Here is a 23158-nt window from a genome sequence, read left to right as displayed (position 1 = left end):
AGCTATGAAACCAATCCAGATTTCAACAATATGTACGCTGCTTGCACTCCTATTGTTTAGCGCGATCCTCGCCAGCAGAAGCGTTGCTTCAAAATCATCAACAGAAAGAACCATTAAGGGAGATGGTTTTGCGGTCCTTGAGCTCTTTACCTCAGAAGGCTGTTCCAGCTGCCCGCCTGCAGATGAGCTTTTGGCTAAAATCCAGAAAGAAGCAGGCAACAGACCGGTATATGTATTGACTTATCATGTCGATTACTGGGACCGTTTAGGATGGAAAGATGCCTTCAGCAATGCTGATTATTCCAAACGTCAGTACCAGTATGCCAGCAAGCTCGGCGCTCAGGTCTATACGCCACAGTTGGTTGTGAATGGCAAAACAGAATTTGTAGGTTCGAACGAATCCGCAGCAGATTACGCGATTAACAGCGCCTTAAAAGGCAGCCCTGCGAGCTCACTAGCACTCCATGGAAGCCTGCAAGCCGGTAAAATGGCATTGGATTATCAGGTCAGCGGAGATGGCGACAATGATGAACTTGTGATTGCGGTAGTACAGAAAAATGCGGTCAGCAAGGTAAAACGTGGTGAAAATGAGGGAAGGACCTTAGCCCATGCGCAGATCGTCAGACAGCTCTGTTCCTTTGAGCTGGAAAAAGCTAAAAAAGGCCAGGTCAGCATTTCGCTTTCAGAAGGTTTCAATACCGCTGGATGGGAACTGATCGGTTTCCTTCAGGATCCGGAAACAAGGGCCATTAATGCGGCAACCAGAGTTGTCTTTTAAAGCTCCCTTTTTAATCTCAGAACATTTTGCAGAAAAATGCCCCGTCCTTATCTGGACGGGGCAGAAATATCAATTAATTAAATCAAACCTGTCCAGGTTCATCACTTTTGTCCAGGCTTTCACAAAATCTTTTGCAAATTTACCCTGGGCATCTGAACTTGCATACACTTCGGCAATCGCTCTCAGTTCGGAATTAGAACCAAAAACAAGATCTGCACGTGTACCGGTCCATTTTACTGTTCCACTGCTGCGATCCTGGCCTTCATAAACTTCCTTATCGGCAGAAACCGATTTCCATACCGTATTCATATCCAACAGGTTGACAAAGAAATCGTTCGTGAGCTGACCAGGGCGTGAAGTAAAAACACCATGTTTAGCGCCATCAAAATTGGCATTCAATGCGCGCAAGCCACCAATCAATACGGTTAACTCAGGTGCAGTTAAAGTCAGCAAATGTGCTTTATCGATCAATAGCTCTTCCGTTGATACCGGAATTTTTGATTTGCGGTAGTTGCGGAAACCATCAGCCGCAGGCTCCAGATAGCCAAATGACTCAACATCGGTTTGTTCCTGCGAAGCATCCATACGCCCAGGTCTGAAAGGCACTGTAATGGCATGGCCTGCGTCTTTTGCTGCTTTTTCTACCCCTGCATCACCTGCAAGTACGATCAGATCTGCCAGCGAAACTTTTTTACCATTAGTCTGCGCATCATTAAATTCATTCTGAATGCCTTCCAGTATGCTCAATACGTTATGCAGCTGCGAATTGTTATTTACCTGCCAGTATTTTTGCGGGGCAAGACGGATACGGGCACCATTGGCACCACCACGTTTGTCGGAACCACGGAAGGTAGAAGCTGAAGCCCAGGCTGTAGAAACCAGTTCAGATACCGTAAAACCTGTTGCCAATACTTTTGCTTTCAGTGCTGCGATATCATTTTCATCGATCAGAACATGGTCTACCGCAGGGATTGGGTCCTGCCAAAGCAATACTTCCTGAGGTACTTCAGCACCCAGATACCGTTCGCGCGGGCCCATATCCCGGTGCGTTAACTTAAACCATGCACGTGCAAAAGCATCTGCAAAGGCATCAGGATTTTCCAAAAAGCGGCGTGATATTTTTTCGTATGCCGGATCAAATCTTAAGGAAAGATCGGTCGTGAGCATGGTTGGAAGGTGTTTTTTCTCACTGTCAAAAGCATCAGGAATAAAAGCTTCCGCATTTTTAGCGACCCATTGATGGGCACCGGCAGGGCTTTTGGACAATTCCCATTCAAAACCGAAGAGGTTTTCAAAGAAGTTATTGCTCCATTGCGTAGGTGTTTTTGTCCAGATCACTTCCAGTCCGCTGGTAATCGCATCGGCCCCCTTACCTGTACCATGGCTGTTGCTCCAGCCCAGGCCCTGCATTTCCAGGTCTACCGCTTCCGGTTCTTTGCCCACATTGTCAGCAGAGGCTGCGCCATGGGTTTTGCCAAAGCTATGACCACCGGCAATCAGCGCAACGGTTTCCTCGTCGTCCATCGCCATACGGCCAAAAGTATCACGGATATCTCTGGCGGCGGCAATAGGGTCCGGATTGCCATCAGGACCTTCCGGGTTTACATAGATGAGGCCCATTTGTACTGCGGCAAGTGGTTTTTCCAGGTTTCGGGAATGAACGTCGCCGTTCGCATTGTCGTCCGTTACCAGCACGCCATCACCCTCTACCCCAGGCGATCCATGTGCATAACGCAAATCTCCACCCAGCCAGGTTGCTTCAGAACCCCAATACACAGACTCATCTGCTTCCCATACATCTTCACGTCCACCGGCAAAACCAAAGGTTTCAAAACCCATGGATTCCAATGCCACATTACCGGCAAGGATCATCAGATCGGCCCAGGAAATGCTGCGGCCATATTTTTGTTTGATCGGCCAAAGCAATCTGCGTGCTTTATCCAGACTGACGTTATCCGGCCAGCTGTTCAGCGGTGCAAAACGCTGCAAACCTGCACCGGCGCCACCCCTTCCATCACCTACACGGTAAGTTCCGGCGCTGTGCCATGCCATCCGTATGAATAAGCCGCCATAGTGACCAAAATCTGCCGGCCACCAATCCTGAGAATCGGTCATCAGTGCATTAAGGTCTGTTTTTACGGCCGCAAGGTCGAGAGTTTTAAAAGCTTCGGCATAATTAAAATCTTCACCCATAGGGTCTGACAAAGAGGAATGCTGACGCAGAATACTCAGCTTTAACTGGTTAGGCCACCAATCGTTGTTTCGCGTGCCGCCACCTCCCACATTGTGTTTCATACTACCATTATGAAAGGGGCATTTACTGATGTCATTTGATTCTCTTTCCATGTCTTAAATTTATATAGTGAATTTTATTTAGGTGTCGCTAATTGTCAAGCTTTATAAATTTAAGATATTGATTTCAATAATCACTATCAATTAAATCTATATTAAATAGTTAAAAACTATTAAACAGACATCTTGTTGTATTCTCAAAATCTATTGTTATGAATAATTTCTTCAGAGGTATCATCGCCGCATGGGGCGCTAAAAAACTGGGAGGCGGTTGCCTCTCCACCATCGTTATATTTCTTGTCATCTATAGCCTGCTGGGTAAATGCAATAACAATACACGTGCGGCAACGCGAGATCAGCAGGTCAAACCAACCATTGGAGCAATCCATACAGCATACTGAGCAGGATCAGGTAGACCACATTTAACCTGAACTTAAAAATCAGCAGGAGAGATACGAACACCCAAAACAAGGCCATTAAATCCAGTTGATGTAACATTAAGCCCTGAGGAAAGAGCACATCTTTTCCGAGATAAAAGGTCAGGTTAAGGATCACCCCTACTACAGCGGCCGTAACAAAACCAAGTACATCACTGATGAGCTCGCTTCCCCGGGTACGTTCCAATATCGGCCCACCCACGAAAATGAAAAGAAATGAAGGTAGAAAAGTGTAAAATGTAGTCGCCAGCAGTCCGACAGTCCCCATGAGTAAAGAGCCGTCGAAATGGTTGTAACCAGCCATGAAACCGACATAACAAACCACAATAATCAATGGTCCGGGAGTGGTCTCCGCGAGTGCAAATCCATCTACCATCTGAGATTTGCTTAACCAGTTAAATTTTGAGACGCTAAATTGGGCCACATAGGGCAACACGGTATAAGATCCGCCAATGGTAAAGAGTGCCGTTTGGGTAAAAAACAAGACCAGGCCTTTCCAGAACGTAAAATCAGGGCTCAATACATAAAAACATACCAGGGGCAGCATCCAGAGGAAGAGAAACAGCAAGCTTTGTTTCCATAACAATTTAGCGTTGAAATTCCTCCCGCCCACAGTTTTGTTATTCAGGAAATAATCGTCTTCATTCAAACTTTCATGGGATTCAGGGGCTTTCTTTTTATAGACCAGAGAGGGCCATAAATACCTTAAGATCAAGGCCGATACAATTGTCCCCAGGATGATATAAGGCATGGAAATATTGAAGAAAAAAATACTGGCAAAGGCAAGCCCGGCTAATAAATAATGTGAAACGGTATGGAGTGCTTTTCTGCCTACACTCCATAGGGCATGGAAAATAATGGCCACGACAGCTGGTTTTAAGCCGCTGAAAATGGCATCCATCCAGGGCTGATTTCCATAGTTTACATAGATACAGCTCAGCGCAAGAAGAATAAACATGGAAGGGAGAATGAAAAATATTCCGGCCAGGACCCCTCCTTTTTTACCGTGAAGCTGCCAGCCGATATATATGGCCAGTTGCTGCGCTTCCGGTCCCGGCAAAAGCATGCACAAACTCAGGGCATGAAAGAACCTGCTGCTGCTGATCCATTTCTTCTTTTCGACCAGAAAACCGTGCATGATATTGACGTGGCCCAGCGTTCCTCCAAAACTAATCCAGCCTAGCTTAAACCAGAATCTGAGGGCTTCTTTAAATGACGGTGGGGAGATGGGTTTATTTTCTTTCATAAAAACACAAAGCTCCTCCTCCGGCAGAATTTTCTGCCCAAATAATGGTCTTTAAACAGATCATGAAGGCCGGTTTACAGGTATATTCAGGTTCCCGGTGAAGCTACCCAAAGATACGTTTTTTTACTTAATTTCTATCCAGACCGGCCCGTGGTCACTGGTCTTTTCCCATCCTCTGACTTCCCGGTTTACCCCCGCCCCGATCAGTCGCTGATCAATCTGAGGGCTCAAAAGAAAGTGGTCAATGCGAAGTCCGGCATCACGGCCATAGGCGTTACGGAAAAAGTCCCAGAAAGTATAAATTGTTTCCTCCGGATAGCGTTTTCGAATGGCATCTGTCCATCCCTGATCTACGAGGAGCTTAAAGGCTTCACGCACTTCTTCCCTGAACAAGGCATCATTGACCCAGCGTTCCGGTTTATACGCATCCTTTTCTGTAGGAATCACGTTAAAATCACCGGTAAGGATGGCTGGAACACCCATATCCAGCAGTTTTTTAGCGTGCGCTGAGAAGCGTTTAAGCCAAGCCAGTTTATAGTCGAATTTCGGACCAGGATAGGGATTGCCGTTGGGCAGATAAAGGCAGCCGATAACGATATCATTGACAATCGCTTCGATATACCTGCTTTGGAGATCTTCCGGATCACCAGGCAATTCCCGATGAACTTCTTTCAGCTCCGCCCCTGCAGAAAGAATGGCCACTCCGTTCCAGCTCTTCTGTCCATGCCAGATCGCCTGATAGCCTGCATCATTAATTTCAGCTAAAGGAAACTTTTCCTGCGGAGCTTTCAGCTCCTGTAAGCAAACTACATCAGGTTTCGATTCTTTTAGCCAGCGGAGTAATACCGGCAGGCGGGCATTGATTCCATTTACATTATATGTTGCTATTTTCATCTTTGGTAAATAAATTTTAATCGATCGTATTTTTCTCGTGCAAAAACTGCACCTCAATAACCCCCATTGATCCAGAGCAACTTATCCCGCTAAAAACCTGACCGTTTTCATCATCCTGAAGCTACAACAACAAACAAATAAGTATTATTATGTACTTATTTCATGTTTTATCAGCCATAAAATTAAAAATAAAGTACACAAATGCATATAATTAGTATATATTTACACTTTATAAATCTAAAAACATGTATTACGATTTAATAACCGAAGTAATAGGCCTCATTAAAATTTACGAGCAGGAGTCTGATCCTCATGAGCAGGATCCCTATTTATTTGGGCAATGGCTAAATGAATATTACCAAAAAACAGGACATGTCACACTTCCTGAACCGGAATGGGATGGAAAAGTAAATGGACGCTCAGCTGATAGTGTGATCAACACTTCCTTAGTTCACCTTTATAAATATGCGAGGTTGCATGCAAAAGCTGCTATAGTGAATACAGCCTTTTCAACACCAGACGAATTTATTTATTTGATCAGTTTGGTTTCATTTGGAAGTATGACTAAAACTGCACTCATCCGGCTCAATATTCATGAGAAATCTGCAGGAATGCAAATCGTGAACAGATTAATCAGTAATGGACTGGTAGAGCAAGCCGCATTAGATACGGACAAGAGAAACAGAATGATCCACATCACGCCAAAAGGAACCCAGGTATTAAATGAAAGCATGCAAAACATAAGATTAGCCTCAATGAAGGTAACAGAGCCACTATCCCATCAGGAAAAAATGGATTTGATCAGGTTACTGACAAAACTTGAAAACTTTCATGAGGAAAAAACAAGAGGGCAGTTATAACCCATTCTAAATCATCATCAATTTAAATACCTGCATGTCAGTTCATCAAAAAAAAGAAGGTCCGGAAATAGCGGTAATTGGTTCAGGATTTGCCGGAATCAGTGCAGCAGCCTATCTCGCAAAGCAAGGCTACCGCGTGGATGTTTATGAGAAAAACACAGCTATCGGTGGAAGGGCCCGCCAACTCATTACCGAAAATGGTTATGTCTTTGATATGGGGCCAAGCTGGTACTGGATGCCTGAAGTGTTCGAACAGTTTTTTAATGATTTTGGGTATAAGGCTGAGGATTTTTATGAGCTGCAATTACTCGATCCTGGTTTCAGCGTAGTTTTCGGTGCTGGCGAGGTCTTAAATATCCCGGCTGATTTTGAAGAACTCTGCCAACTGTTCGAATCCATAGAAAGCGGAAGTGCAGCTAAACTAAGGAGCTTTTTAACCGAAGCATCTTACAAATATAAAATCGGAATCGGGAAGCTGGTCTACAAACCCGGACTATCCTTCCTGGAGTTTGCAGATGCAGACCTGATAAAAGGTTTATTTAAACTGCAGGTTTTTACTTCTTTTAGTTCGCATGTAAAAAAATATTTCAAAGATCCCAGGCTCATCGCTTTAATGGAGTTTCCGGTACTCTTTCTTGGGGCAATGCCCGAAGACACACCGGCATTGTATAGCCTGATGAATTATGCAGGGCTTAAACTAGGTACATGGTATCCTAAGGGCGGTTTTGGAAAAGTGATTCAGGCCATGAAGGAAGTGGCAGAAAAGCAGGGCGCAAAATTTCACACCGATACTCCTGTGACCGCTCTTGATGTACAGGGAAAATACATTGTAAATCTCAGTTCAAGAAAAGGAACAAAGAATTATGATGGTGTCATTGCTGCTGCCGACTACCACCACGTCGAGGAGCAGCTACTGGATCAGACTTACAGAAATTATACGGAAAAATATTGGAACAACAAGGTTTTTGCCCCCTCCTGCCTCATCTTTTATCTGGGTGTAAAGCATAAAATAAATGGTCTAAATCACCATACCTTGTTCTTTGATGAAGACTTAAAGCAGCATTCCCAGGAGATTTATAAAGATGCACAATGGCCTGCTAAACCATTATTTTATGTGTGTTGTCCAAGTGTTACCGACCCATCGGTGGCACCGGCCGGACATGAAAATTTATTTGTACTGATGCCCCTCGCCCCGGATCTTAAAGATCCCGAAGCAATCCGGGAACAATATTTCCACCTGATCATGGACAGGCTTGAGGCCTATACGGGTTGCGCCATACGTGAACAACTGGATTATAAAAAAAGCTATTGTGTAAGTGATTTCATCTCAGATTACAATTCTTATAAGGGAAATGCCTACGGACTGGCGAATACGCTGATGCAAACTGCAACCCTAAAGCCCTCCCTGAAAAATAAGAAAATAGACAACCTGTTCTATGCCGGACAACTTACCGTTCCGGGCCCGGGAGTCCCACCCTCGATTATTTCAGGAAATATAGCCGCTCAACAATTGATAAAGCACCTAAATAAATAGCCATGAAAGAGATCTTCGATAAATTATCTGCAGCATGCAGCGAATTGACTACCAAACGTTACAGCACAAGCTTTTCTTTGGGGATTTATTTTTTAAACGAAAGGCTTCGTCAGCCTATTTATGCCATATATGGTTTTGTCAGACTGGCAGATGAAATCGTCGACAGCTTTCATGACTATAACAAAATTGCTTTACTTGCCAAGTTCAAAAGAGATTGCTTTGAGGCTATTGAAGAAGGGATCAGCCTGAACCCGATACTCAACTCCTTTCAGGAAGTCGTAAACAAATATCAAATTGACAAAGAATTGATTGATCTGTTCCTTCAAAGCATGGAAATGGATCTCAAACAAGAATTATATACTCCTGAAAAATACGATCAATATATCCTGGGTTCCGCTCAGGTCGTAGGTCTAATGTGTCTGCAGGTCTTTACTGAAGGAGATAAAATACAATACGAAAAGCTGAAGGATTCGGCGATGAAATTGGGCTCTGCATTTCAAAAAGTAAACTTTCTGAGGGATGTCAATGCCGATTATTATATGCTCAACCGCAGCTATTTCCCAAATGTGAACCTTTCCAAATTCTCTAACATTGAAAAAAAACAGATAGAAGAAGAAATAGAGATCGAATTTAAACTGGCGCTGATTGGCATCCGGGAATTACCTTCCTCTTCTAAAAATGGGGTTTATCTCGCCTATGTATATTACAAAAAGCTTTTTAACAAGATAAAAAACAGCACGGCTGAGAAAGTGATGACCCAAAGGATCCGGATTTCAAACGTTCATAAATTCGGATTGATGTTTGATTCTATCATCCGTTATAAAACCAATACCATATGAAAGCTGCTGTCTTTTTACTCCTGTTACTTTTTGCAACCAAAACCTATTCTGCAGAACCGGAACTCCGGGAAGTAAAGCGTTTGTTCGAAGCCGCAACACACAGTAAGGATTCCTCAGACCGGCTTTTGGAAATACTGTCTGGTATAGGGCCCTCCTCTCCGCCTCTTTTCATCTGTTATAAAGGAGCTGCCGAGATGATGCGCTGCAGGTACGGACTTAACCCAATCCATAAATTCAAAAGGTTCAAAAAAGGAAAAGCACTGATCGAAGCAGCAGTAAAGAAAGAATCTCATAACATAGAAATACGATTTTTGAGGTTTGCTATTCAGACTAATCTTCCTTCGTTTCTCAATTACAATGACGACATCACAAAGGATAAGCAGTTTTTATTAAGCAACCTGAAAACAATAAAAGATAAAAAATTGAAGGACAGCATATCAAAATATTTGTCAACTTCGAACTATTGTTCTGCGGAGGAAAAGAAAGGATTAAACACATGACGGAAAAAGATGTAATACTTCATTATAAAAAAGAGCTGTGCAATGACTAACGGATTGATCTATTTACTGATTACAACAGGTACTTTTATCTTTATGGAAGGCGTGGCATGGTTTACTCATAAGTTTGTAATGCATGGGCTTCTATGGGTATTACATAAAGATCACCACCAGAAAAAACCTCATTTCTTTGAAAAAAATGATTTCTTCTTTCTGATATTTGCGGCCCCGAGCATTCTTCTTTTCTTTTTTGGTGCAGAAGCAAGGTTCAACTGGATGTTCTACGTTGGTCTGGGAATTTTACTCTACGGCATCGCTTATTTCATCATACATGATGTGGTCATTCACCAGAGGTTCAAATGGTTTTCAAGAAGCAACAATACCTACATAAAAACGATCAAAAGGGCGCATAAAATGCATCATAAACACCTGGACAGACATCAGGGTGAATCCTTCGGCATGTTGTTTGCCGCGCGAAAATACTGGCAGCAATCTCAAAAAAAACAACGATGAAACATTTTGATTATATCATTGCCGGAGGAGGATGTGCAGGACGAAGCCTGGCTTTAAGGATGTTGCCTTACCTTAAAACATCCAACAAGCAGGTTCTGCTCGTCGACAAGACCCGTAAAATAGAAAACGACAGAACCTGGTGCTTTTGGGAAAAACAGCAGGATGTATTTGAACCCGTTGTTTTCAGGAAATGGAGTCATTTATCCTTTGTCAGCGCTGCTGAGCATCAGGAACTGGACATCCATCCTTATCAATACAAAATGATCCGCGGAGCGGACTTCTATGCTTATACCGGGGAACAATTATCGGAAAGCAGTCACATTAGCATGATACAGGGAAACGTAGAAAGCATCTCTACCGAAGAGGAAAAAGGATACGTAACGATCGACGGAACGCAGTTCAGCGCAGATTATGTTTTCTCCAGCATTCCCAGGATCCGGAAAAAAAAGCCTGACCGTTATCAGTATTTACTACAGCATTTTGAGGGTTGGACCATAGAAAGCAAATCACCAGTATTTGACGAAGAACGTGCCACGTTGATGGACTTTAACACTACCCAGCATGCAGGAACATCCTTCGTCTACGTATTGCCCCTTAGCTCAACTCTTGCTTTAGTTGAATATACTGTATTCTCTGAAAATGAGTTGCCGGATGCCGCCTATACAACTGCCCTCAAACAATACATACGGGAACAGCTGCATTGCGAAGATTACGACATCAAAGAAAGGGAAAAAGGTATAATCCCAATGTCTGACCATCCAATTAATCCAGGGGAAGGCCGCATCATTTATCTCGGCACTGCAGGAGGATTTACAAAAGGATCCACCGGCTATACCTTTCGTTTCATACAGAAACATACCGCTGCGATTGTCTCACAATTGCTGAAATCCGGGCATCCTTATATTTCAGCAGTCTCGCCAAAAAGATTTGAAACCTATGATGCGACGCTCCTTCATTTGCTAAGCAGCAAACGTCTTTCAGGGGAAGAAATTTTTTCCACCCTGTTCAAAAAGAACAGCTCCCGACAAATATTAAAATTCCTGGATAATGAAACCTCTTTGATGGAGGAAATACGGATTTTCAAAACCCTGCAAAAAAAGGAATTCGCAATTGCACTGTGGAACCGCAGCTTAAAACTGATAAAAGCCAATTGATATTTTAGCAAGGACCCCCATCTTATTTCTGCCTGCTGACCATTTCATTAATCCAAATCGGCGCAAATGGCGAAGTACATCCCTTAGATACCGGATAATCACGATAGATGCCTAATTTTTCGCCTATGGCCAATGCCCTGTTGCGATGCTCCGGAAAGCAGATGCCTATTTGAGCCAGGGTGGTATTCATCGTCCATTGTACTTCAGGAGCGGCATCAGTCATTTCGGATTCAATCCGGTCCAGGAGTGCCGGAAGGTCTAAACCATCCGGGCTTCTCACTACCCTTCCTGCGGTCAGGCTCCAGGCAGCACGTCCGGTCATCACGTCTTTTTCGCTCATCCACTTTTGCCGCAACACCTCTTTATCCGGATACTCCTTCACTACATAGGAATTGAGCCAATCTGCCAGCTGGTAAAATCTTGCAGCGCTGACCATTTCCTCCAATTCTATCGCACTGAGCTTTTTCGGAACAACGATTAATGTGGCCAGCAGCCTTGCTTCCAGGTTACCGGTCTTCCAGAGCTCTTTAGCCAATTCGTGGTCGCTCTTTATCTTTTTTGCAATTGTCCGGAGATCTCCCATTTTGACACCAAACTGGTCATCACCTGAGCCGTACTTGAGGTTCCGCGTGCTTACGCTCACATCTCCAAGTTCCTTTAGCCGCGTAAGAATTTCTTCAACCGTCATATCTAATGATGCTTTTTCTAAGGATAAATATACCCGTTTCAAATGAAATGCCCTATAGGATGATATTTCTTTTAAAGGCACAGCCCAGTTCCATAATGGAATCAGTTTTCGCAATACCGGGAATATTGTCGATTTTTTCATAAAGTATCTGCCTCATATGTTCATGATTTTTGGCAATAATTTTTAGATATAACGTATACCCGCCGCTGATGTAATAACACTCGGTAATTTCAGAGATTTTCTTTAATTCTTCAATGATCCGGATAGAATCATGGTCTTTTTCGAGTGTGATGCCGGTAAAGGAGCCCCAGTCGTAACCAATCTTCTTCTCATCCAAAACAGGCTTAATCCCTGTCAGGATCCCCTGCTCGGTTAATCTGGAGATCCGCTGATGAACCATGGTATTGGAAATGCCCAATGTGGCTGCAATCGCCGAATAGGCCATTCGCCCGTCTATTTCCAGTTGTTTTAATATTTGAATGTCAAACTCATCAATGTGGTCCATATCTATATTTAAGATTACGTTATTCTTTTAAACCGCTTTAAAGTGTTAAATAGACTTTTAAAACTAATATAAAAGTCAAATTAACTTTATATATAACACAAAATAATAAATTTTATTACCTTTGCCCTCATAAACAGTCAATTATGAATATTTCAACAAATTTAAGTAAAAGCGAGGAGCTAATAGAAAAAGAAGAACGATATGGTGCACATAATTATCACCCGCTACCTGTCGTACTGAAAAAAGGAAAAGGCGTTTTCGTTTGGGATGTTGAAGAAATGAGGTATTATGACTTTCTTTCTGCCTATTCAGCGGTAAATCAGGGGCATTGCCACCCGAGGATCATTAATGCGCTTAAAGAACAGGCTGAAGAACTCACCCTGACTTCCAGGGCATTTCATAGCGATAAACTTGGTGATTTTGAAGAGTTTGTATGTAATCTCTTTGGTTATGATAAATCGTTGATCATGAATTCCGGTGTGGAAGCCGTTGAAACAGCGATGAAACTTTGCAGAAAATGGGCCTACCAAATCAAAGGCGTCAGCCCTGATCAGGCTAAAATCGTCTTTGCCGACGGAAACTTCCATGGCAGAACGATTTCTGTGATCTCCGCATCTAACGATGAAAGTGCAAGAAAAGACTTTGGTCCCTTCGTAGCCGGAATCACCCATGTTCCATATAATGATGCAGATGCTTTTGAAGCGCTTTTAAAAGCAGATAAAAATATAGCAGGCTTTATCGTTGAACCCATCCAGGGTGAAGCGGGTGTCGTGGTACCGGATGCGGACTACCTGACACGCATTAAAGCACTTTGTCAGGCATACAATGTCTTATTCATTGCGGATGAAATCCAAACCGGAATTGCCCGTACCGGCAGTATGCTTGCTTCTTATGAAGTCGATTCAGAAGAAAAGCAAAACCAACCGGACATTTTGATCCTGGGGAAAGCCATTTCCGGTGGTGTATTACCCGTTTCAGCGGTATTGGCCAATGACGAGATCATGCTGACGATCAAGCCTGGAGAACACGGTTCAACCTATGGAGGAAATCCTTTGGCATGTGCTGTTGCTAAAGAAGCCTTACAGGTAGCTATTGATGAAAATCTGGCTGAAAATGCCCATAAAATGGGGGAAATCTTCAGAGCAGGACTGGAAAACATCGCCACAAAAACAGACCTGATCCAGTCGGTCAGAGGTAAAGGATTACTGAATGCCATTGTCATCAATTGCTCAGAAGAATCTGATATGGCCTGGAACATTTGTATGAAGTTTAAAGAGAACGGCTTACTGGCTAAACCTACTCATGGAAATAAGATCCGTTTTGCTCCGCCATTGGTGATCACTGAAGCACAAATTATCGAAAGTCTGGACATCATCGAGCGGTCATTGTTAAGCGTTGCTTAATACCTTATGAAAAGAACGATAAATCTGGTAAAAAACAGATCTGATATCGGCGCCGGAACCCGGGGATCCGATATGGGAATAGATGCCATTGAAATTGCCGCAATCAATAAGGGAAGTGAGTATTTTAACAATTTCAGTACGCTGGATGTCGAGACACATAACGAAACGATCTATAATAAAGACAGAAATGCGTTTGCCATAAGAATTGAACACGTGCTGCAGCAATGTACCAGACTTGCCGATGCAGTAGCGTACAGCTTATCTGCAAATCATTTTCCGCTTGTATTTTCAGGTGACCATTCCTCTGCGCTGGGCACAATCAGTGGCATCAAAACCGCATATCCGGATCAGTTGCTCGGGGTGATTTGGATAGATGCACATGCAGACCTCCATTCGCCTTATACTTCTCCTTCCGGAAACATACATGGCATGCCTTTAGCTGCAGCCCTGGCCAATGATAATCTGGAGGCTCAGCAGAACCAGATTACCGGAGACACGGCGCTGTTCTGGAATAACCTGAAAAACATTGGCACTGCCCAGCCTAAACTGAAACCCGAACATCTGATCTATTTTGGCGTTCGTGATACGGAAGAACAGGAAGATCAGCTCATTCAAAGTTTAGGGATCAAAAATTATAAAGTAGAAGAAGTACGTTTCAGAGGTCTGGAAACCTGTGTAAAAGAAGCATTGGAAAAACTGTCCGACTGTGAGATGATTTACATTTCCTTTGATGTCGACAGTATGGACTGTGATTTGATCTCATTGGGCACAGGAACTCCGGTTTCCAAAGGATTTGACCCCCAGGAGGTCATTGCCATTATTCAAACCATAGTTTCCTCAGGAAAAGTGCGCTGTCTTGAAGTTGTTGAAGTGAATCCCTTACTGGACAATAAGGGAAATAAAATGGCCGAAACTGCCTTTGAAATCCTGGAAAAGGTGACGGAATCCATCAGCGCCAGTCTTTAAAACAAAAATAAAGGGCTGATCATGATCAGCCCTTTATTTTTTAGGAGAGGGTTCCTACTTCTTGCTGTAGTTCGAGTATTCCGTAATCGTTTGAACGTTTACCGGCTGTCCCATAAATTTAGCCTGAATATTAAGGTCCTCGTTCACCGGAAAATAACGTTTCGTTTCTTCATTCCGGATATATTTGGTGATCATTTCCAGCTTCTCCGCATTGAGGATTTTAATTTTCAATGGCTTTTCATTCAGGGCCTGTACCTGTTCCAGTTTCTTGCTTTTCAGATTGATGCTCATATACAATCTGCAATCTTTCATAAAAGCAGCATCCTTCGCAAGAGAAAGGGCATCTGGTTTATAGCTAACCACCAAACGGTCTGCAGACTCGTTCTCAATTCTGTAACTTGCGTCGTCGGCTTTGTTTCCCGATTCGGGTTTGACTTTATTCTTGCGAAAGGTATTGATATCGCCCTTAGATGGAGATTTTCCTTCCACAGAAACTATGATCCACTGTTCTCCTTTTGGCGCGGACGGATCAAATTTTGCAACCGTTACATTCGTTTTACCTCCGGCTATTGTCGTTTGCCTGAAGTCGAAGGCGTAATCATCCGGTTCCTGAACATTGTTGGGATTGAGGATAGTAGCATCAATTCCGTGTTTAGAAAAGGCATCCAATACTGCGTTTTTTTGGGCAGAAACGTTAAGCGTGGATGCCACCAGAACAAAAAAAGCAAATGCTTTCCTTATCATACGACCTTCTCCTTCAAACTTCTTTGTGTTTGTGTTTTTCATTTTTCTATGTTGTTTATGATGTTTTGATGGCGCAAAATTATAACGAACTCAGGCCGCTAAATTTGAATCCTGATTGAAACAACGAAAATGTCAGGTGAAATGTAAATGAATCGTAGTGAAACGATTTTGAAATTATTAGTAATCCAGCCAGGTTTTGAACAAAGGAGCTTTTGCCCGACTTACAATGACCTCTTCTTCCTCCTGATTTTTTACTTTGAGCTTTAACTTGCCATTGAAAAAATTATGGACCTTTTCAATCGCGTTGACATGTAAAATATACTGACGGTTTGCCCTGAAGAAGTTTTTGGGTTCCAGTTCCTTCTCCAGTGTTTCCATGGTCTGCGGGACGATGATCTTCTCCCCGTTCATCAGGTTTGCATAAGTGATGTTCAGATGGGCATAAAAAAAGGCAATATCCTCCACATTGATTTTTCGATAACTATCGCGGTAGGGCAAAAAGAAACGCGTCCTGTATTCCCTGGGCTGCATATGGCTGATGAGCTCCTGAATCAGGGGGGATTGCTGATGGGATTTCTGCATGGAATTTTTTTCAAACTTTATAATGGCAGCTTCCAGCTCTTCCTCTTCCACCGGCTTTAGCAGGTAGTCTATGCTGTTGTACTTAAAAGCCCTCACCGCATATTCATCATATGCCGTCGTGAAAATTACGGGGCAGGCTACATCCGCCAGGTCAAAGATGTTAAAACTGACACCATCTGCCAGTTGGATGTCCATCAGGATCAGGTCGGGGGCTTCGTTTTTTGAAAGCCATTCCACCGTTTTTTTAACACTCGGCAAAACACCTGCAATCTCTATTTCCGGCCTGATGCTACGCATCAGCCGCTGGATCCGGTCTGAGTTGGGTTTCTCATCTTCCAAAATCAGGATCTTCTTTATACTGTTCATTTGATGAGGGGTACTTTTATGGTAAATGTTTGATGGTCATTTTCTATTACAGGCCCGATATCGCCCAATAAAGCATAACGACTGATGATATTTTTTAAGCCCAGCCCTGTAGATTCAGGCATTTTTATCAAGGGCAGCAGGTTATTGGACACGATCAGCTCATGATCACTGGACCAGATGCTGACCAGCAAAGGATTTTCTTCTTCTGTACGGTTATATTTTATCGCATTTTCTATCAGCAGCTGAAGGGTAACCGGGGGAATCAGCAGGTCAAGCTTCGATTCCTCAATGTTAATCCTGAAATCAGCGCCGCCCCCCATCCTGTTTCGGATCAGAAAAAGATAAGCCTCTAAAAACCGGAGTTCTTCACGCAGGCTGATCAGTTTCTTTTTTGAATTGATCAGCAGGTACCGGTAGACTTTCGCAAAATTCTCTGTGTACTCATGCCCCAGTTGCTGGTCTTTCAGGATCAATTCCGAAAGTACACTCAGGTTATTGAAAACAAAATGCGGATCAAGCTGTAATTTAAGTGCCTGCAGTTCGATTTCAGCAGCCAGCTGCTTGCTTTGAGCAGCCTTTATTTCAAACCCGGCCGATTTCAGTGCTTCTGTTTTCCAATTCTTCAACAGAAAATTACCGGTATTCAATGCAGAGATCATCAAACCCCAGAGCACAATTAAAATGAGGGTATAAGCCCCTTCTCTTAAACCGATATAAGGTGAAGGCATCGCCACAAAATCCCCGAGTACCAGAAAAATAATGCACAGGCAAATGACAATAAAAAATACGCCCAGGGTTTGGTACAATGCCTGGATCAATAAGCGCTTTAAAGGACTGATCATCCATGAAATCCGCTTATTTAAGCGTTTGTCGATGAAGAGGCTCAGCTCCACAATGGCCGCATAAAACAAGAGGTTCACCACAATATCCGAGAGGATCCTCGAAGCTGGCATCGCCAGGTATTCCCGCCAATAAGAAGCAGGGAAGATGACAAATCCCGTAGCATAAGAAAATATGCAGGTGAATACAATCATTAACACCCGCTTCGTTATACTCCTTTTCATGGTGTAACGCTGTTCTACGATTTCAAAGATGATTTTTAAATGGAAGGGCAAAATTATAGATTAAATACTAAATGCCAGGACGAAAAAAAGCACCCGGAAATATCCGGATGCCAATAGCGAAAGGGTGTAATTTAAAACCTGAAACTAATCCCCGCTGTGGCGATTCCTTTAAAACCATAACCCAGCTCCGCAAATGCCCCGATTTTCTTTCCTACTCTTAAGCCCACAGGATTCACCTGGAAAGCAAATGTCGTCGAATTGTGGCTGTAGGGCCTGCTACCAGACCGCTCTTTTGCCTGGCCGAGCAGCACTCCTGCAGCAGCAGTACCATAGAAAGTAAACAAAGGTGTTTTGATGTAGGCGAATTCTGCCGTTGGTAAAATCATCAGGTATTGTCCTCTCCTTGTTTCTTTGGTGGTTACTCCTGCCACTGTCGAATTGAAACTTTTATCCATTCTAAGGTAGCTGAAGTCTGCACCCACTTTTACCCGTTCAGAAAGGCGGTAACGATAGCCCAGCTCAAACATACCCAGATTTTTATTTTTTGTATCTTTAATTTTAGCCCCGGTAAACACCCGGGTAATCGCATCTGAAAGGGCATTTCCAAGATCATTTCCAATAGCTATTCCCGTTGCATCACTAATCCCGGCACGTAATTCATGTTTCTCAGACTCCTGAGCTGTTGCCGCAAAAGCCGAAAGGATGAAGCTCAAAATGATAATTGATTTTTTCATTATTTTTAGATTTTTATTAAATATTGTTTTTCATTATAGGAAGACCTTTATAACAGAGGCTTCTATGTTAATACGGAGAAAAAATAAATACCCCTATACCCTTGAATATTTTTTAATCGTAAGTTTGCAGTAATTCTTACCATCAATGAATGCAGACAGACCACAAGGGATTTAAGGAACTTTTTGACAGGAATTACCAGCAATTGTGTAATCATGCATTTAAATACCTTGGCGACCGGGATGAGAGTGAGGATATCGTTCAGGAGGTATTGATCAGGTTTTGGGAGATTAAAAAAGAAATGATCAATGATCCCGTCGCAAAATATTACCTGATGACAGCCGTCCGTAACAGGTGCATATCGGCCCTGCGCAAAAAGGTACACATGCTCTCAACCGAAGAAAATGAAATCGAGATTGCAGATACTGTTTATACGGAAAAAGCCGAATCAGAAGTGAAAGACCTTGTGGAACGGGCTTTTGAAAACCTGTCCCCTAAATGCGCAGACGTTTTCAAGCTCAGCCGCCTGGAAAATTTAACCTATCAGCAAATTGCAACAAAATTGAACATTTCCATTAAAACAGTAGAGAATCAAATGGGAAAAGCGATAAAGCATATGCGCAATTTCATCCGTCAAAATCCTGTTCTTTTACTTGCCGTAATCGTAATGGTAAAATTGTTCATTAATTTTATAGGGGTTTTTAGCAAATCAGTGTTTAACTAATGAGCAGGAACAGCAATATGGAAACAGAACAAATCAACGACCTGTTGGCGAAACATTTCGCGAAGGAAACAAATGCAGAAGAAGAGCTGATTGTTTTGGAATGGATCAAATCCAACCCTGAAGAGTACCTTTCATTGAAAATACTTTGGGCGGACAGCCATGTCGCAACACATCAGCAACTGTTCTCTTCAGACAAGGCCTGGACCAAGGTGTCCGGCCAGATCGGTGCCGGAGAAGACGCGGTCTTGTCTGCGGTTAAAGTCAGGACGCGCAGTTACTGGATGTCAGCTGCCGCGGTCCTTGTGATCATCTCTGCTGCCTTGTTTTTTTACACCACATCCCCTGTTACGGTCAGCACCCAAATGGCTGAAATTAAAAACATTACACTCAGCGATGGAAGTATGGTGACCTTAAATGAAAACTCGAAGGTCAGCTATCCACGTTATTTTATATCAAAGCGGAATATTGAACTCGAAGGAGAAGCCTTCTTTGAAGTAAAACATGAAGCAGAAAGGCCTTTTGTAGTGCAAACCAAACAGCTTCTGGTGAACGTACTCGGTACTTCCTTTCTGGTGAACAGCGCTGAAAACAAACCTTTTGTTAACGTTAAAAGCGGAAAAGTGGCCGTAAAAAATAAACTGACTGAAGATCACCTCGTGCTGATTGCAGGTCAGGGTGCGGGTCTTCTATCCGGAACCCTGCAAAAGGAACAGCTCAATAATGAAAACTACCTGGCCTGGAAAACTAAAGAACTCGCCTTCACCGACAACCCATTAAAGGAAGTTTTTACCACGCTTGAAAACTACTATCATGTGAAGATTACGACCGATCATACCGATCCGTTAAACTGCAAAGTAACCACCAGGTTTAAGAACGAAACACTGGAAGGTGTATTAAAGGAACTGAAGCTCCTTTTCGGCTTTAACTACAAAATAACGGGTAACCAGGTCAGTATTTCAGCCATCATATGCCGGTAAATGCTTAAATACTTATGCTGCTTATTTCTTGTTCTTTTTCTCTTCCCGGGACATGAAAAGCTCTGTGCCCAGGAGAAGAAGGGCTTATCCGATCAGGAAATCAAAATCGACTTCAGTGAAGGAACACTGGGACAATACCTCAATGCGATCACTGCCCAGGGCCTGAACCTGTCTTACAGCAGCAACCAACTCCGGCTCTCAGATAAAATCAAACTAAACAAAGGCGTTTATAAAGCTGGCCAGCTGCTGAGTTTGTTATTGTCTTCCTATCCGGTAGAGATCAAAACAGAACTCCACAAAATCATCCTGTATATTCCTCAATCGCAGGAGCCAAAATCCTATACCCTCAGTGGCTTTGTGTATTCGGGTGAAGGTATGGAAGCACTCCCCTATGCCTCTTTAGGCGTATCGGGAACCAATGTGGCAACGCAAAGTAATGAATTTGGTTTTTACACAATCAGGCTTCCCGCAGGTATCAATCACCTGCAGCTGAGTTATTCAGGATATCCTACCCTCAGAGATACGATTAAGATGACTGCGTCAAAAGTTCTCAATTTCAGACTTCAACCCGGACTGCTACTCGCCGAAGTCAAGGTCCATGCGAGCAAATCCGGCACAGGCACAGGGCTGGCAGACTTGCAAAAGGTTGACCTGAAGGGTGTCAACGACTTGCCAATGGCATTGGGAGAAACCGATCCACTGAAAACCATACAGCTAAAAGCCGGTATTTCGGGCGGATTAGCAGGCGGAAATATGTACGTGCGTGGTGGAAGTCCCGATCAAAATCTCGTACTGCTGGACGGCATACCCGTTTACAATTACAATCATTTTACCGGACTGCTTTCCATCTTCAATAGCGACGCGGTAAAACACATCGATTTTTTTAAAGGGGGATTTCCTTCCCGTTATGAAGGCCGCTTATCATCCGTAATTGATGTCAAGACCAAAGATGGAGATATGCAAAAATACCATGGTGCAGTGAATATCGGTCTGTTGACCAGCTCTGCTATGATTGAAGGGCCTTTGATTAAAAATAAGGTATCATTTTTAGGCAGTTTCAGAAGAAGCTGGATCGATGGACTTAGCCGCCTCCTTTCCAACGGAAGTGATGATGTAAACTATTACCTGTACGATGCCAACCTGAAAATCAATTATCATATTGATTCCACCAGCCGCATCTATCTGAGTGCCTATCAGGGCAGCGACCGTTTCAACCTGAGCATTTCCGACGACATGCCCTCGCAGGTAGCGATGAAATGGACCAATCGGTTGTTGTCCTTCCGCTGGAATAAAGTATATAATCCCAGGCTGTTTCATAACAGTACAATTTCCTTAAGTCAGTTCAAAAATCAGCTGGATGACGGGGAAGAAAATGTCAGCAACGAGTTCAACCGGATTACCGACCTCGGTTTAGACAACGACCTGAGTTACAGCTGGAGCAATACCCTGAAAAGCTATTTCGGAATCAAGGCAAAACTGACCCGGTTCCGCTCGGCACCAGATTCAGAGGTAGATCCTGTAATGGAAGACCAGCAGTCTGTACATTTGCAGGCTTACACAGACAATGATGTAGATATTTTGCCTGCACTCCGGCTAAGGACAGGTTTACATTATACTGCTTTTATCACGAGTGGCAAAACCTATCATTCCTTTCAACCGCGTATAAAACTGACTTATAACCTTAAAGATCAGCATCAATTTTATGCATCCTACGCAATGATGGCACAGTTCTATCACCAGGTGTCGATCAATCCACTGGCTATACCCAATGAATTCAGGATCCCCAGCAGTTCCGGGATACCACCTCAGCAATCCATGATCTATGAAATCGGTTACCTGAAACATCTTTCTCCTGCAGGAAGAATCGGCATTCAGGTCTACCGAAAGAATTTTTCAAACCTCCTGATGTACAGACCTCAACAAAACGCGCTGGACAAAAAAGCAGCCCCGGACCGGAACGATCGTTTACTCAGTGGAAAAGGTTACAGTCAGGGTATCGAAGTCGAATATGCCCAGGAGTTTAAGTGGCTGAGTATTAATGCCGCCTATACGCGCTTTAAAACCATGCTTATTTTTGAGCAGGTCAATAATGGAAAAGCCTTTAAAGCGCCTTATGACCTCAGAAACCAGTTTACTACTGCAATTACGATACGTATGGGCAGCAGGTGGAGCTGTTCTACCCTGTTTACCTACAGCGGCGGCATGCTCGTGACACTGCCCCAATATGTCTTACCTGATCTGGATGGTGTGCTCTCAGGGGCAGCAAAGAACGAAAAAACCTATTTTTATACTCCGGAACCAAATAATTACAGACTTAGGGACAATTACAGCCTGAACGTCGGTGCAGTAAACCGTACCAATTTCCGAAAAGGACGACAAGGAAGATTACATTTCGGAATCAATAATATTTTGGGCAGGCCTTTGCCTTTTCAGGTAACAGCAAGCCTGGAAGACAACCAGGTAAATGTTACTCAGCTTTCACCTTTTAAATTATTACCATATGTGGGTTACTCGTATACATTTTAAAACCCCGGTTTTATTACTCGGTTTTTCGGCACTTCTTAGCGGCTGTGAAGAAACGATAGCACCAAAGTTTCCAGATGAAAGCAAGATAGCCGTAACTGCTGAACTTATTGCAGACCAGCCTCCGGTCCTGCATATTGTTGAATTGAACAGCATCGGTTATGCCGGAAGCGCCAAACCAATAGCAGACGCAGAAGTAGCCATTCAGGACCTGCAAACTAAAGAGCGCTATACATTTTCGGCCCAGGGCAATGGATACTGGAAAAACGAAGGATTCCAGGCAAAATCCGGAAAAACTTATCAGCTAAACGTAAAGACAAAGAACCAGGAAGTCAAAGCGGTTTCTACCGTACCTGCCCCACTTAACACAAGTGCTGAACGCAGCGATAACAGTCAAACCACGATCAGCCTTAACCTGCCTGTCGCTAACTTCAGTCCGCTGATCATTACACTGGAGTCCAGAAGCTACCGTATGGAAGGCACAAGTGTTGTATACCTCGGTGACTGGGAAAATACGGGCATGATCTGTAAAGACCCGGCAACAGATAACATTCGATATGGAGAACTACCAGCGCCCTGGTTAAAGCTTTTTATCCCTGCTGAAACCACAGCCAAAACATTGACTTTTAATCCTGAAAATCAGACTGGAATGAGAAAATACAGGCTGCATGTGAAAGCAGCAGAGCCGGGCTATTATAAATATGTTTACGATTACGAATACCTGAAAAACAACAATTCCAGTGGTTACTTTTCTTATATCGCACTGCAAAGCAATGTCATAAAAGGCCTGGGTATTTTTGCCGGTGTTTACGAAAAAGTGATAGAACTTTAGGATTCGTT

23 protein-coding genes are annotated in these 23158 nt (G+C 43.3%); 14 read left to right on the top strand and 9 right to left on the bottom strand.

Going from position 1 to position 23158, the window contains the following annotated elements:
- Positions 1 to 4: 4 nt before the first annotated feature.
- Positions 5 to 778 (top strand): DUF1223 domain-containing protein, encoded by a 774-nt coding sequence (locus DBR43_RS26495; protein WP_124586356.1) that lies wholly within the window; start codon positions 5 to 7, stop codon positions 776 to 778.
- 69 nt (positions 779 to 847) lie between these two features.
- Here the strand turns inward: DBR43_RS26495 and katG are convergent, their stop codons facing one another.
- Positions 848 to 3124, bottom strand: a complete 2277-nt coding sequence (katG, locus tag DBR43_RS26490) for a catalase/peroxidase HPI (protein ID WP_124586355.1) — start codon at positions 3122 to 3124, stop codon at positions 848 to 850.
- A 158-nt stretch (positions 3125 to 3282) separates the two neighbouring features.
- Here katG and DBR43_RS26485 point away from each other — a divergent pair, with 158 nt between their 5' ends.
- Positions 3283 to 3471 (top strand): hypothetical protein, encoded by a 189-nt coding sequence (locus tag DBR43_RS26485; RefSeq protein WP_124586354.1) that lies wholly within the window; start codon positions 3283 to 3285, stop codon positions 3469 to 3471.
- Here the strand turns inward: DBR43_RS26485 and chrA are convergent.
- Complete coding sequence (chrA, locus tag DBR43_RS26480; RefSeq protein ID WP_124586353.1) at positions 3434 to 4753, bottom strand: chromate efflux transporter; 1320 nt, start codon at positions 4751 to 4753, stop codon at positions 3434 to 3436. The two genes, DBR43_RS26485 and chrA, sit on opposite strands and share 38 nt — an antisense overlap.
- Positions 4754 to 4876: 123 nt before the next feature.
- Positions 4877 to 5647: an exodeoxyribonuclease III gene (xth, locus tag DBR43_RS26475; protein ID WP_124586352.1), complete on the bottom strand. Its 771-nt coding sequence runs from the start codon at positions 5645 to 5647 to the stop codon at positions 4877 to 4879.
- A gap of 245 nt (positions 5648 to 5892) precedes the next feature.
- On the opposite strand from xth, the gene DBR43_RS26470 reads away from it, so the two are divergent.
- The 6 genes from DBR43_RS26470 to DBR43_RS26445 are packed head-to-tail and all read left to right on the top strand — an operon-like array spanning position 5893 to position 11044.
- A complete protein-coding gene (locus DBR43_RS26470) occupies positions 5893 to 6507 on the top strand; it encodes a MarR family winged helix-turn-helix transcriptional regulator (RefSeq protein ID WP_124586351.1) in 615 nt (204 codons plus the stop codon).
- Between the two features lie 34 nt (positions 6508 to 6541).
- Positions 6542 to 8041 (top strand): phytoene desaturase family protein, encoded by a 1500-nt coding sequence (locus tag DBR43_RS26465; RefSeq protein ID WP_124586350.1) that lies wholly within the window; start codon positions 6542 to 6544, stop codon positions 8039 to 8041.
- A gap of 2 nt (positions 8042 to 8043) precedes the next feature.
- The gene (locus DBR43_RS26460) at positions 8044 to 8880 is read left to right on the top strand and encodes a phytoene/squalene synthase family protein (protein ID WP_124586349.1); all 837 of its coding nucleotides are present in this window, start codon (positions 8044 to 8046) and stop codon (positions 8878 to 8880) included.
- A complete protein-coding gene (locus DBR43_RS26455; protein WP_124586348.1) occupies positions 8877 to 9380 on the top strand; it encodes a hypothetical protein in 504 nt (167 codons plus the stop codon). The genes DBR43_RS26460 and DBR43_RS26455 overlap by 4 nt, the downstream gene beginning before the upstream one ends.
- Before the next feature lie 42 nt (positions 9381 to 9422).
- Complete coding sequence (locus tag DBR43_RS26450) at positions 9423 to 9890, top strand: sterol desaturase family protein (protein WP_199757141.1); 468 nt, start codon at positions 9423 to 9425, stop codon at positions 9888 to 9890.
- A complete protein-coding gene (locus tag DBR43_RS26445; RefSeq protein ID WP_124586347.1) occupies positions 9887 to 11044 on the top strand; it encodes a lycopene cyclase family protein in 1158 nt (385 codons plus the stop codon). Before DBR43_RS26450 ends, DBR43_RS26445 begins: the two co-directional genes overlap by 4 nt.
- Before the next feature lie 22 nt (positions 11045 to 11066).
- Here the strand turns inward: DBR43_RS26445 and DBR43_RS26440 are convergent, their stop codons facing one another.
- Together DBR43_RS26440 and DBR43_RS26435 are read right to left on the bottom strand one after the other, a co-directional pair.
- Entirely contained in the window at positions 11067 to 11732 is a 666-nt protein-coding gene (locus DBR43_RS26440) for a DNA alkylation repair protein (RefSeq protein WP_124586346.1), read from the bottom strand.
- A 52-nt stretch (positions 11733 to 11784) separates the two neighbouring features.
- Positions 11785 to 12237, bottom strand: coding sequence for an Lrp/AsnC family transcriptional regulator (locus tag DBR43_RS26435; RefSeq protein WP_124586345.1), 453 nt, complete (start codon positions 12235 to 12237; stop codon positions 11785 to 11787).
- A 143-nt stretch (positions 12238 to 12380) separates the two neighbouring features.
- Here DBR43_RS26435 and rocD point away from each other — a divergent pair, with 143 nt between their 5' ends.
- Both rocD and DBR43_RS26425 read left to right on the top strand, forming a co-directional pair.
- Positions 12381 to 13640, top strand: a complete 1260-nt coding sequence (gene rocD, locus DBR43_RS26430; protein ID WP_124586344.1) for an ornithine--oxo-acid transaminase — start codon at positions 12381 to 12383, stop codon at positions 13638 to 13640.
- A 6-nt stretch (positions 13641 to 13646) separates the two neighbouring features.
- Complete coding sequence (locus DBR43_RS26425; RefSeq protein WP_124586343.1) at positions 13647 to 14606, top strand: arginase; 960 nt, start codon at positions 13647 to 13649, stop codon at positions 14604 to 14606.
- Between the two features lie 54 nt (positions 14607 to 14660).
- Here the strand turns inward: DBR43_RS26425 and DBR43_RS26420 are convergent, their stop codons facing one another.
- The 4 genes from DBR43_RS26420 to DBR43_RS26405 form a co-directional block, all read right to left on the bottom strand.
- Entirely contained in the window at positions 14661 to 15392 is a 732-nt protein-coding gene (locus DBR43_RS26420; RefSeq protein WP_124586342.1) for a hypothetical protein, read from the bottom strand.
- A gap of 135 nt (positions 15393 to 15527) precedes the next feature.
- Complete coding sequence (locus tag DBR43_RS26415) at positions 15528 to 16298, bottom strand: LytR/AlgR family response regulator transcription factor (protein ID WP_124586341.1); 771 nt, start codon at positions 16296 to 16298, stop codon at positions 15528 to 15530.
- Complete coding sequence (locus DBR43_RS26410; RefSeq protein ID WP_124586340.1) at positions 16295 to 17362, bottom strand: sensor histidine kinase; 1068 nt, start codon at positions 17360 to 17362, stop codon at positions 16295 to 16297. Before DBR43_RS26410 ends, DBR43_RS26415 begins: the two co-directional genes overlap by 4 nt.
- A gap of 131 nt (positions 17363 to 17493) precedes the next feature.
- Positions 17494 to 18096 carry an outer membrane beta-barrel protein gene (locus DBR43_RS26405; protein WP_124586339.1) on the bottom strand — a complete coding sequence of 201 codons (603 nt, stop codon included), beginning with the start codon at positions 18094 to 18096 and terminating at the stop codon, positions 17494 to 17496.
- Positions 18097 to 18245: 149 nt separating this feature from the next.
- Between DBR43_RS26405 and DBR43_RS26400 the strand changes: the two genes are divergently transcribed.
- The 4 genes from DBR43_RS26400 to DBR43_RS26385 are packed head-to-tail and all read left to right on the top strand — an operon-like array spanning position 18246 to position 23150.
- On the top strand, positions 18246 to 18818 hold the full coding sequence (locus DBR43_RS26400) for an RNA polymerase sigma-70 factor (RefSeq protein WP_124586338.1): 573 nt from the start codon (positions 18246 to 18248) through the stop codon (positions 18816 to 18818).
- On the top strand, positions 18818 to 19795 hold the full coding sequence (locus tag DBR43_RS26395) for a FecR family protein (RefSeq protein ID WP_124586337.1): 978 nt from the start codon (positions 18818 to 18820) through the stop codon (positions 19793 to 19795). The genes DBR43_RS26400 and DBR43_RS26395 overlap by 1 nt, the downstream gene beginning before the upstream one ends.
- On the top strand, positions 19796 to 22321 hold the full coding sequence (locus DBR43_RS26390; RefSeq protein WP_124586336.1) for a TonB-dependent receptor domain-containing protein: 2526 nt from the start codon (positions 19796 to 19798) through the stop codon (positions 22319 to 22321).
- Positions 22296 to 23150 carry a DUF4249 family protein gene (locus DBR43_RS26385; RefSeq protein ID WP_158622602.1) on the top strand — a complete coding sequence of 285 codons (855 nt, stop codon included), beginning with the start codon at positions 22296 to 22298 and terminating at the stop codon, positions 23148 to 23150. The genes DBR43_RS26390 and DBR43_RS26385 overlap by 26 nt, the downstream gene beginning before the upstream one ends.
- The last annotated feature ends 8 nt before the right edge of the window (positions 23151 to 23158 follow it).

The sequence above is a fragment of the Pedobacter sp. KBW06 genome, from assembly GCF_003852525.1.
Classification (GTDB): domain Bacteria; phylum Bacteroidota; class Bacteroidia; order Sphingobacteriales; family Sphingobacteriaceae; genus Pedobacter.
The sequence above is the reverse complement of the archived record's forward strand: the minus strand, read 5'-3'. Positions and strand labels throughout refer to the sequence as shown.

Coding starts and splice junctions, on each gene's coding strand:
- DBR43_RS26495 (WP_124586356.1), top strand. CDS start 5: ATGAAACCAATCCAGATTTCAACAATATGTACGCTGCTTGCACTCCTA.
- katG (WP_124586355.1), bottom strand. CDS start 3,124: ATGGAAAGAGAATCAAATGACATCAGTAAATGCCCCTTTCATAATGGT.
- DBR43_RS26485 (WP_124586354.1), top strand. CDS start 3,283: ATGAATAATTTCTTCAGAGGTATCATCGCCGCATGGGGCGCTAAAAAA.
- chrA (WP_124586353.1), bottom strand. CDS start 4,753: ATGAAAGAAAATAAACCCATCTCCCCACCGTCATTTAAAGAAGCCCTC.
- xth (WP_124586352.1), bottom strand. CDS start 5,647: ATGAAAATAGCAACATATAATGTAAATGGAATCAATGCCCGCCTGCCG.
- DBR43_RS26470 (WP_124586351.1), top strand. CDS start 5,893: ATGTATTACGATTTAATAACCGAAGTAATAGGCCTCATTAAAATTTAC.
- DBR43_RS26465 (WP_124586350.1), top strand. CDS start 6,542: ATGTCAGTTCATCAAAAAAAAGAAGGTCCGGAAATAGCGGTAATTGGT.
- DBR43_RS26460 (WP_124586349.1), top strand. CDS start 8,044: ATGAAAGAGATCTTCGATAAATTATCTGCAGCATGCAGCGAATTGACT.
- DBR43_RS26455 (WP_124586348.1), top strand. CDS start 8,877: ATGAAAGCTGCTGTCTTTTTACTCCTGTTACTTTTTGCAACCAAAACC.
- DBR43_RS26450 (WP_199757141.1), top strand. CDS start 9,423: ATGACTAACGGATTGATCTATTTACTGATTACAACAGGTACTTTTATC.
- DBR43_RS26445 (WP_124586347.1), top strand. CDS start 9,887: ATGAAACATTTTGATTATATCATTGCCGGAGGAGGATGTGCAGGACGA.
- DBR43_RS26440 (WP_124586346.1), bottom strand. CDS start 11,732: ATGACGGTTGAAGAAATTCTTACGCGGCTAAAGGAACTTGGAGATGTG.
- DBR43_RS26435 (WP_124586345.1), bottom strand. CDS start 12,237: ATGGACCACATTGATGAGTTTGACATTCAAATATTAAAACAACTGGAA.
- rocD (WP_124586344.1), top strand. CDS start 12,381: ATGAATATTTCAACAAATTTAAGTAAAAGCGAGGAGCTAATAGAAAAA.
- DBR43_RS26425 (WP_124586343.1), top strand. CDS start 13,647: ATGAAAAGAACGATAAATCTGGTAAAAAACAGATCTGATATCGGCGCC.
- DBR43_RS26420 (WP_124586342.1), bottom strand. CDS start 15,392: ATGAAAAACACAAACACAAAGAAGTTTGAAGGAGAAGGTCGTATGATA.
- DBR43_RS26415 (WP_124586341.1), bottom strand. CDS start 16,298: ATGAACAGTATAAAGAAGATCCTGATTTTGGAAGATGAGAAACCCAAC.
- DBR43_RS26410 (WP_124586340.1), bottom strand. CDS start 17,362: ATGAAAAGGAGTATAACGAAGCGGGTGTTAATGATTGTATTCACCTGC.
- DBR43_RS26405 (WP_124586339.1), bottom strand. CDS start 18,096: ATGAAAAAATCAATTATCATTTTGAGCTTCATCCTTTCGGCTTTTGCG.
- DBR43_RS26400 (WP_124586338.1), top strand. CDS start 18,246: ATGCAGACAGACCACAAGGGATTTAAGGAACTTTTTGACAGGAATTAC.
- DBR43_RS26395 (WP_124586337.1), top strand. CDS start 18,818: ATGAGCAGGAACAGCAATATGGAAACAGAACAAATCAACGACCTGTTG.
- DBR43_RS26390 (WP_124586336.1), top strand. CDS start 19,796: ATGCTTAAATACTTATGCTGCTTATTTCTTGTTCTTTTTCTCTTCCCG.
- DBR43_RS26385 (WP_158622602.1), top strand. CDS start 22,296: ATGTGGGTTACTCGTATACATTTTAAAACCCCGGTTTTATTACTCGGT.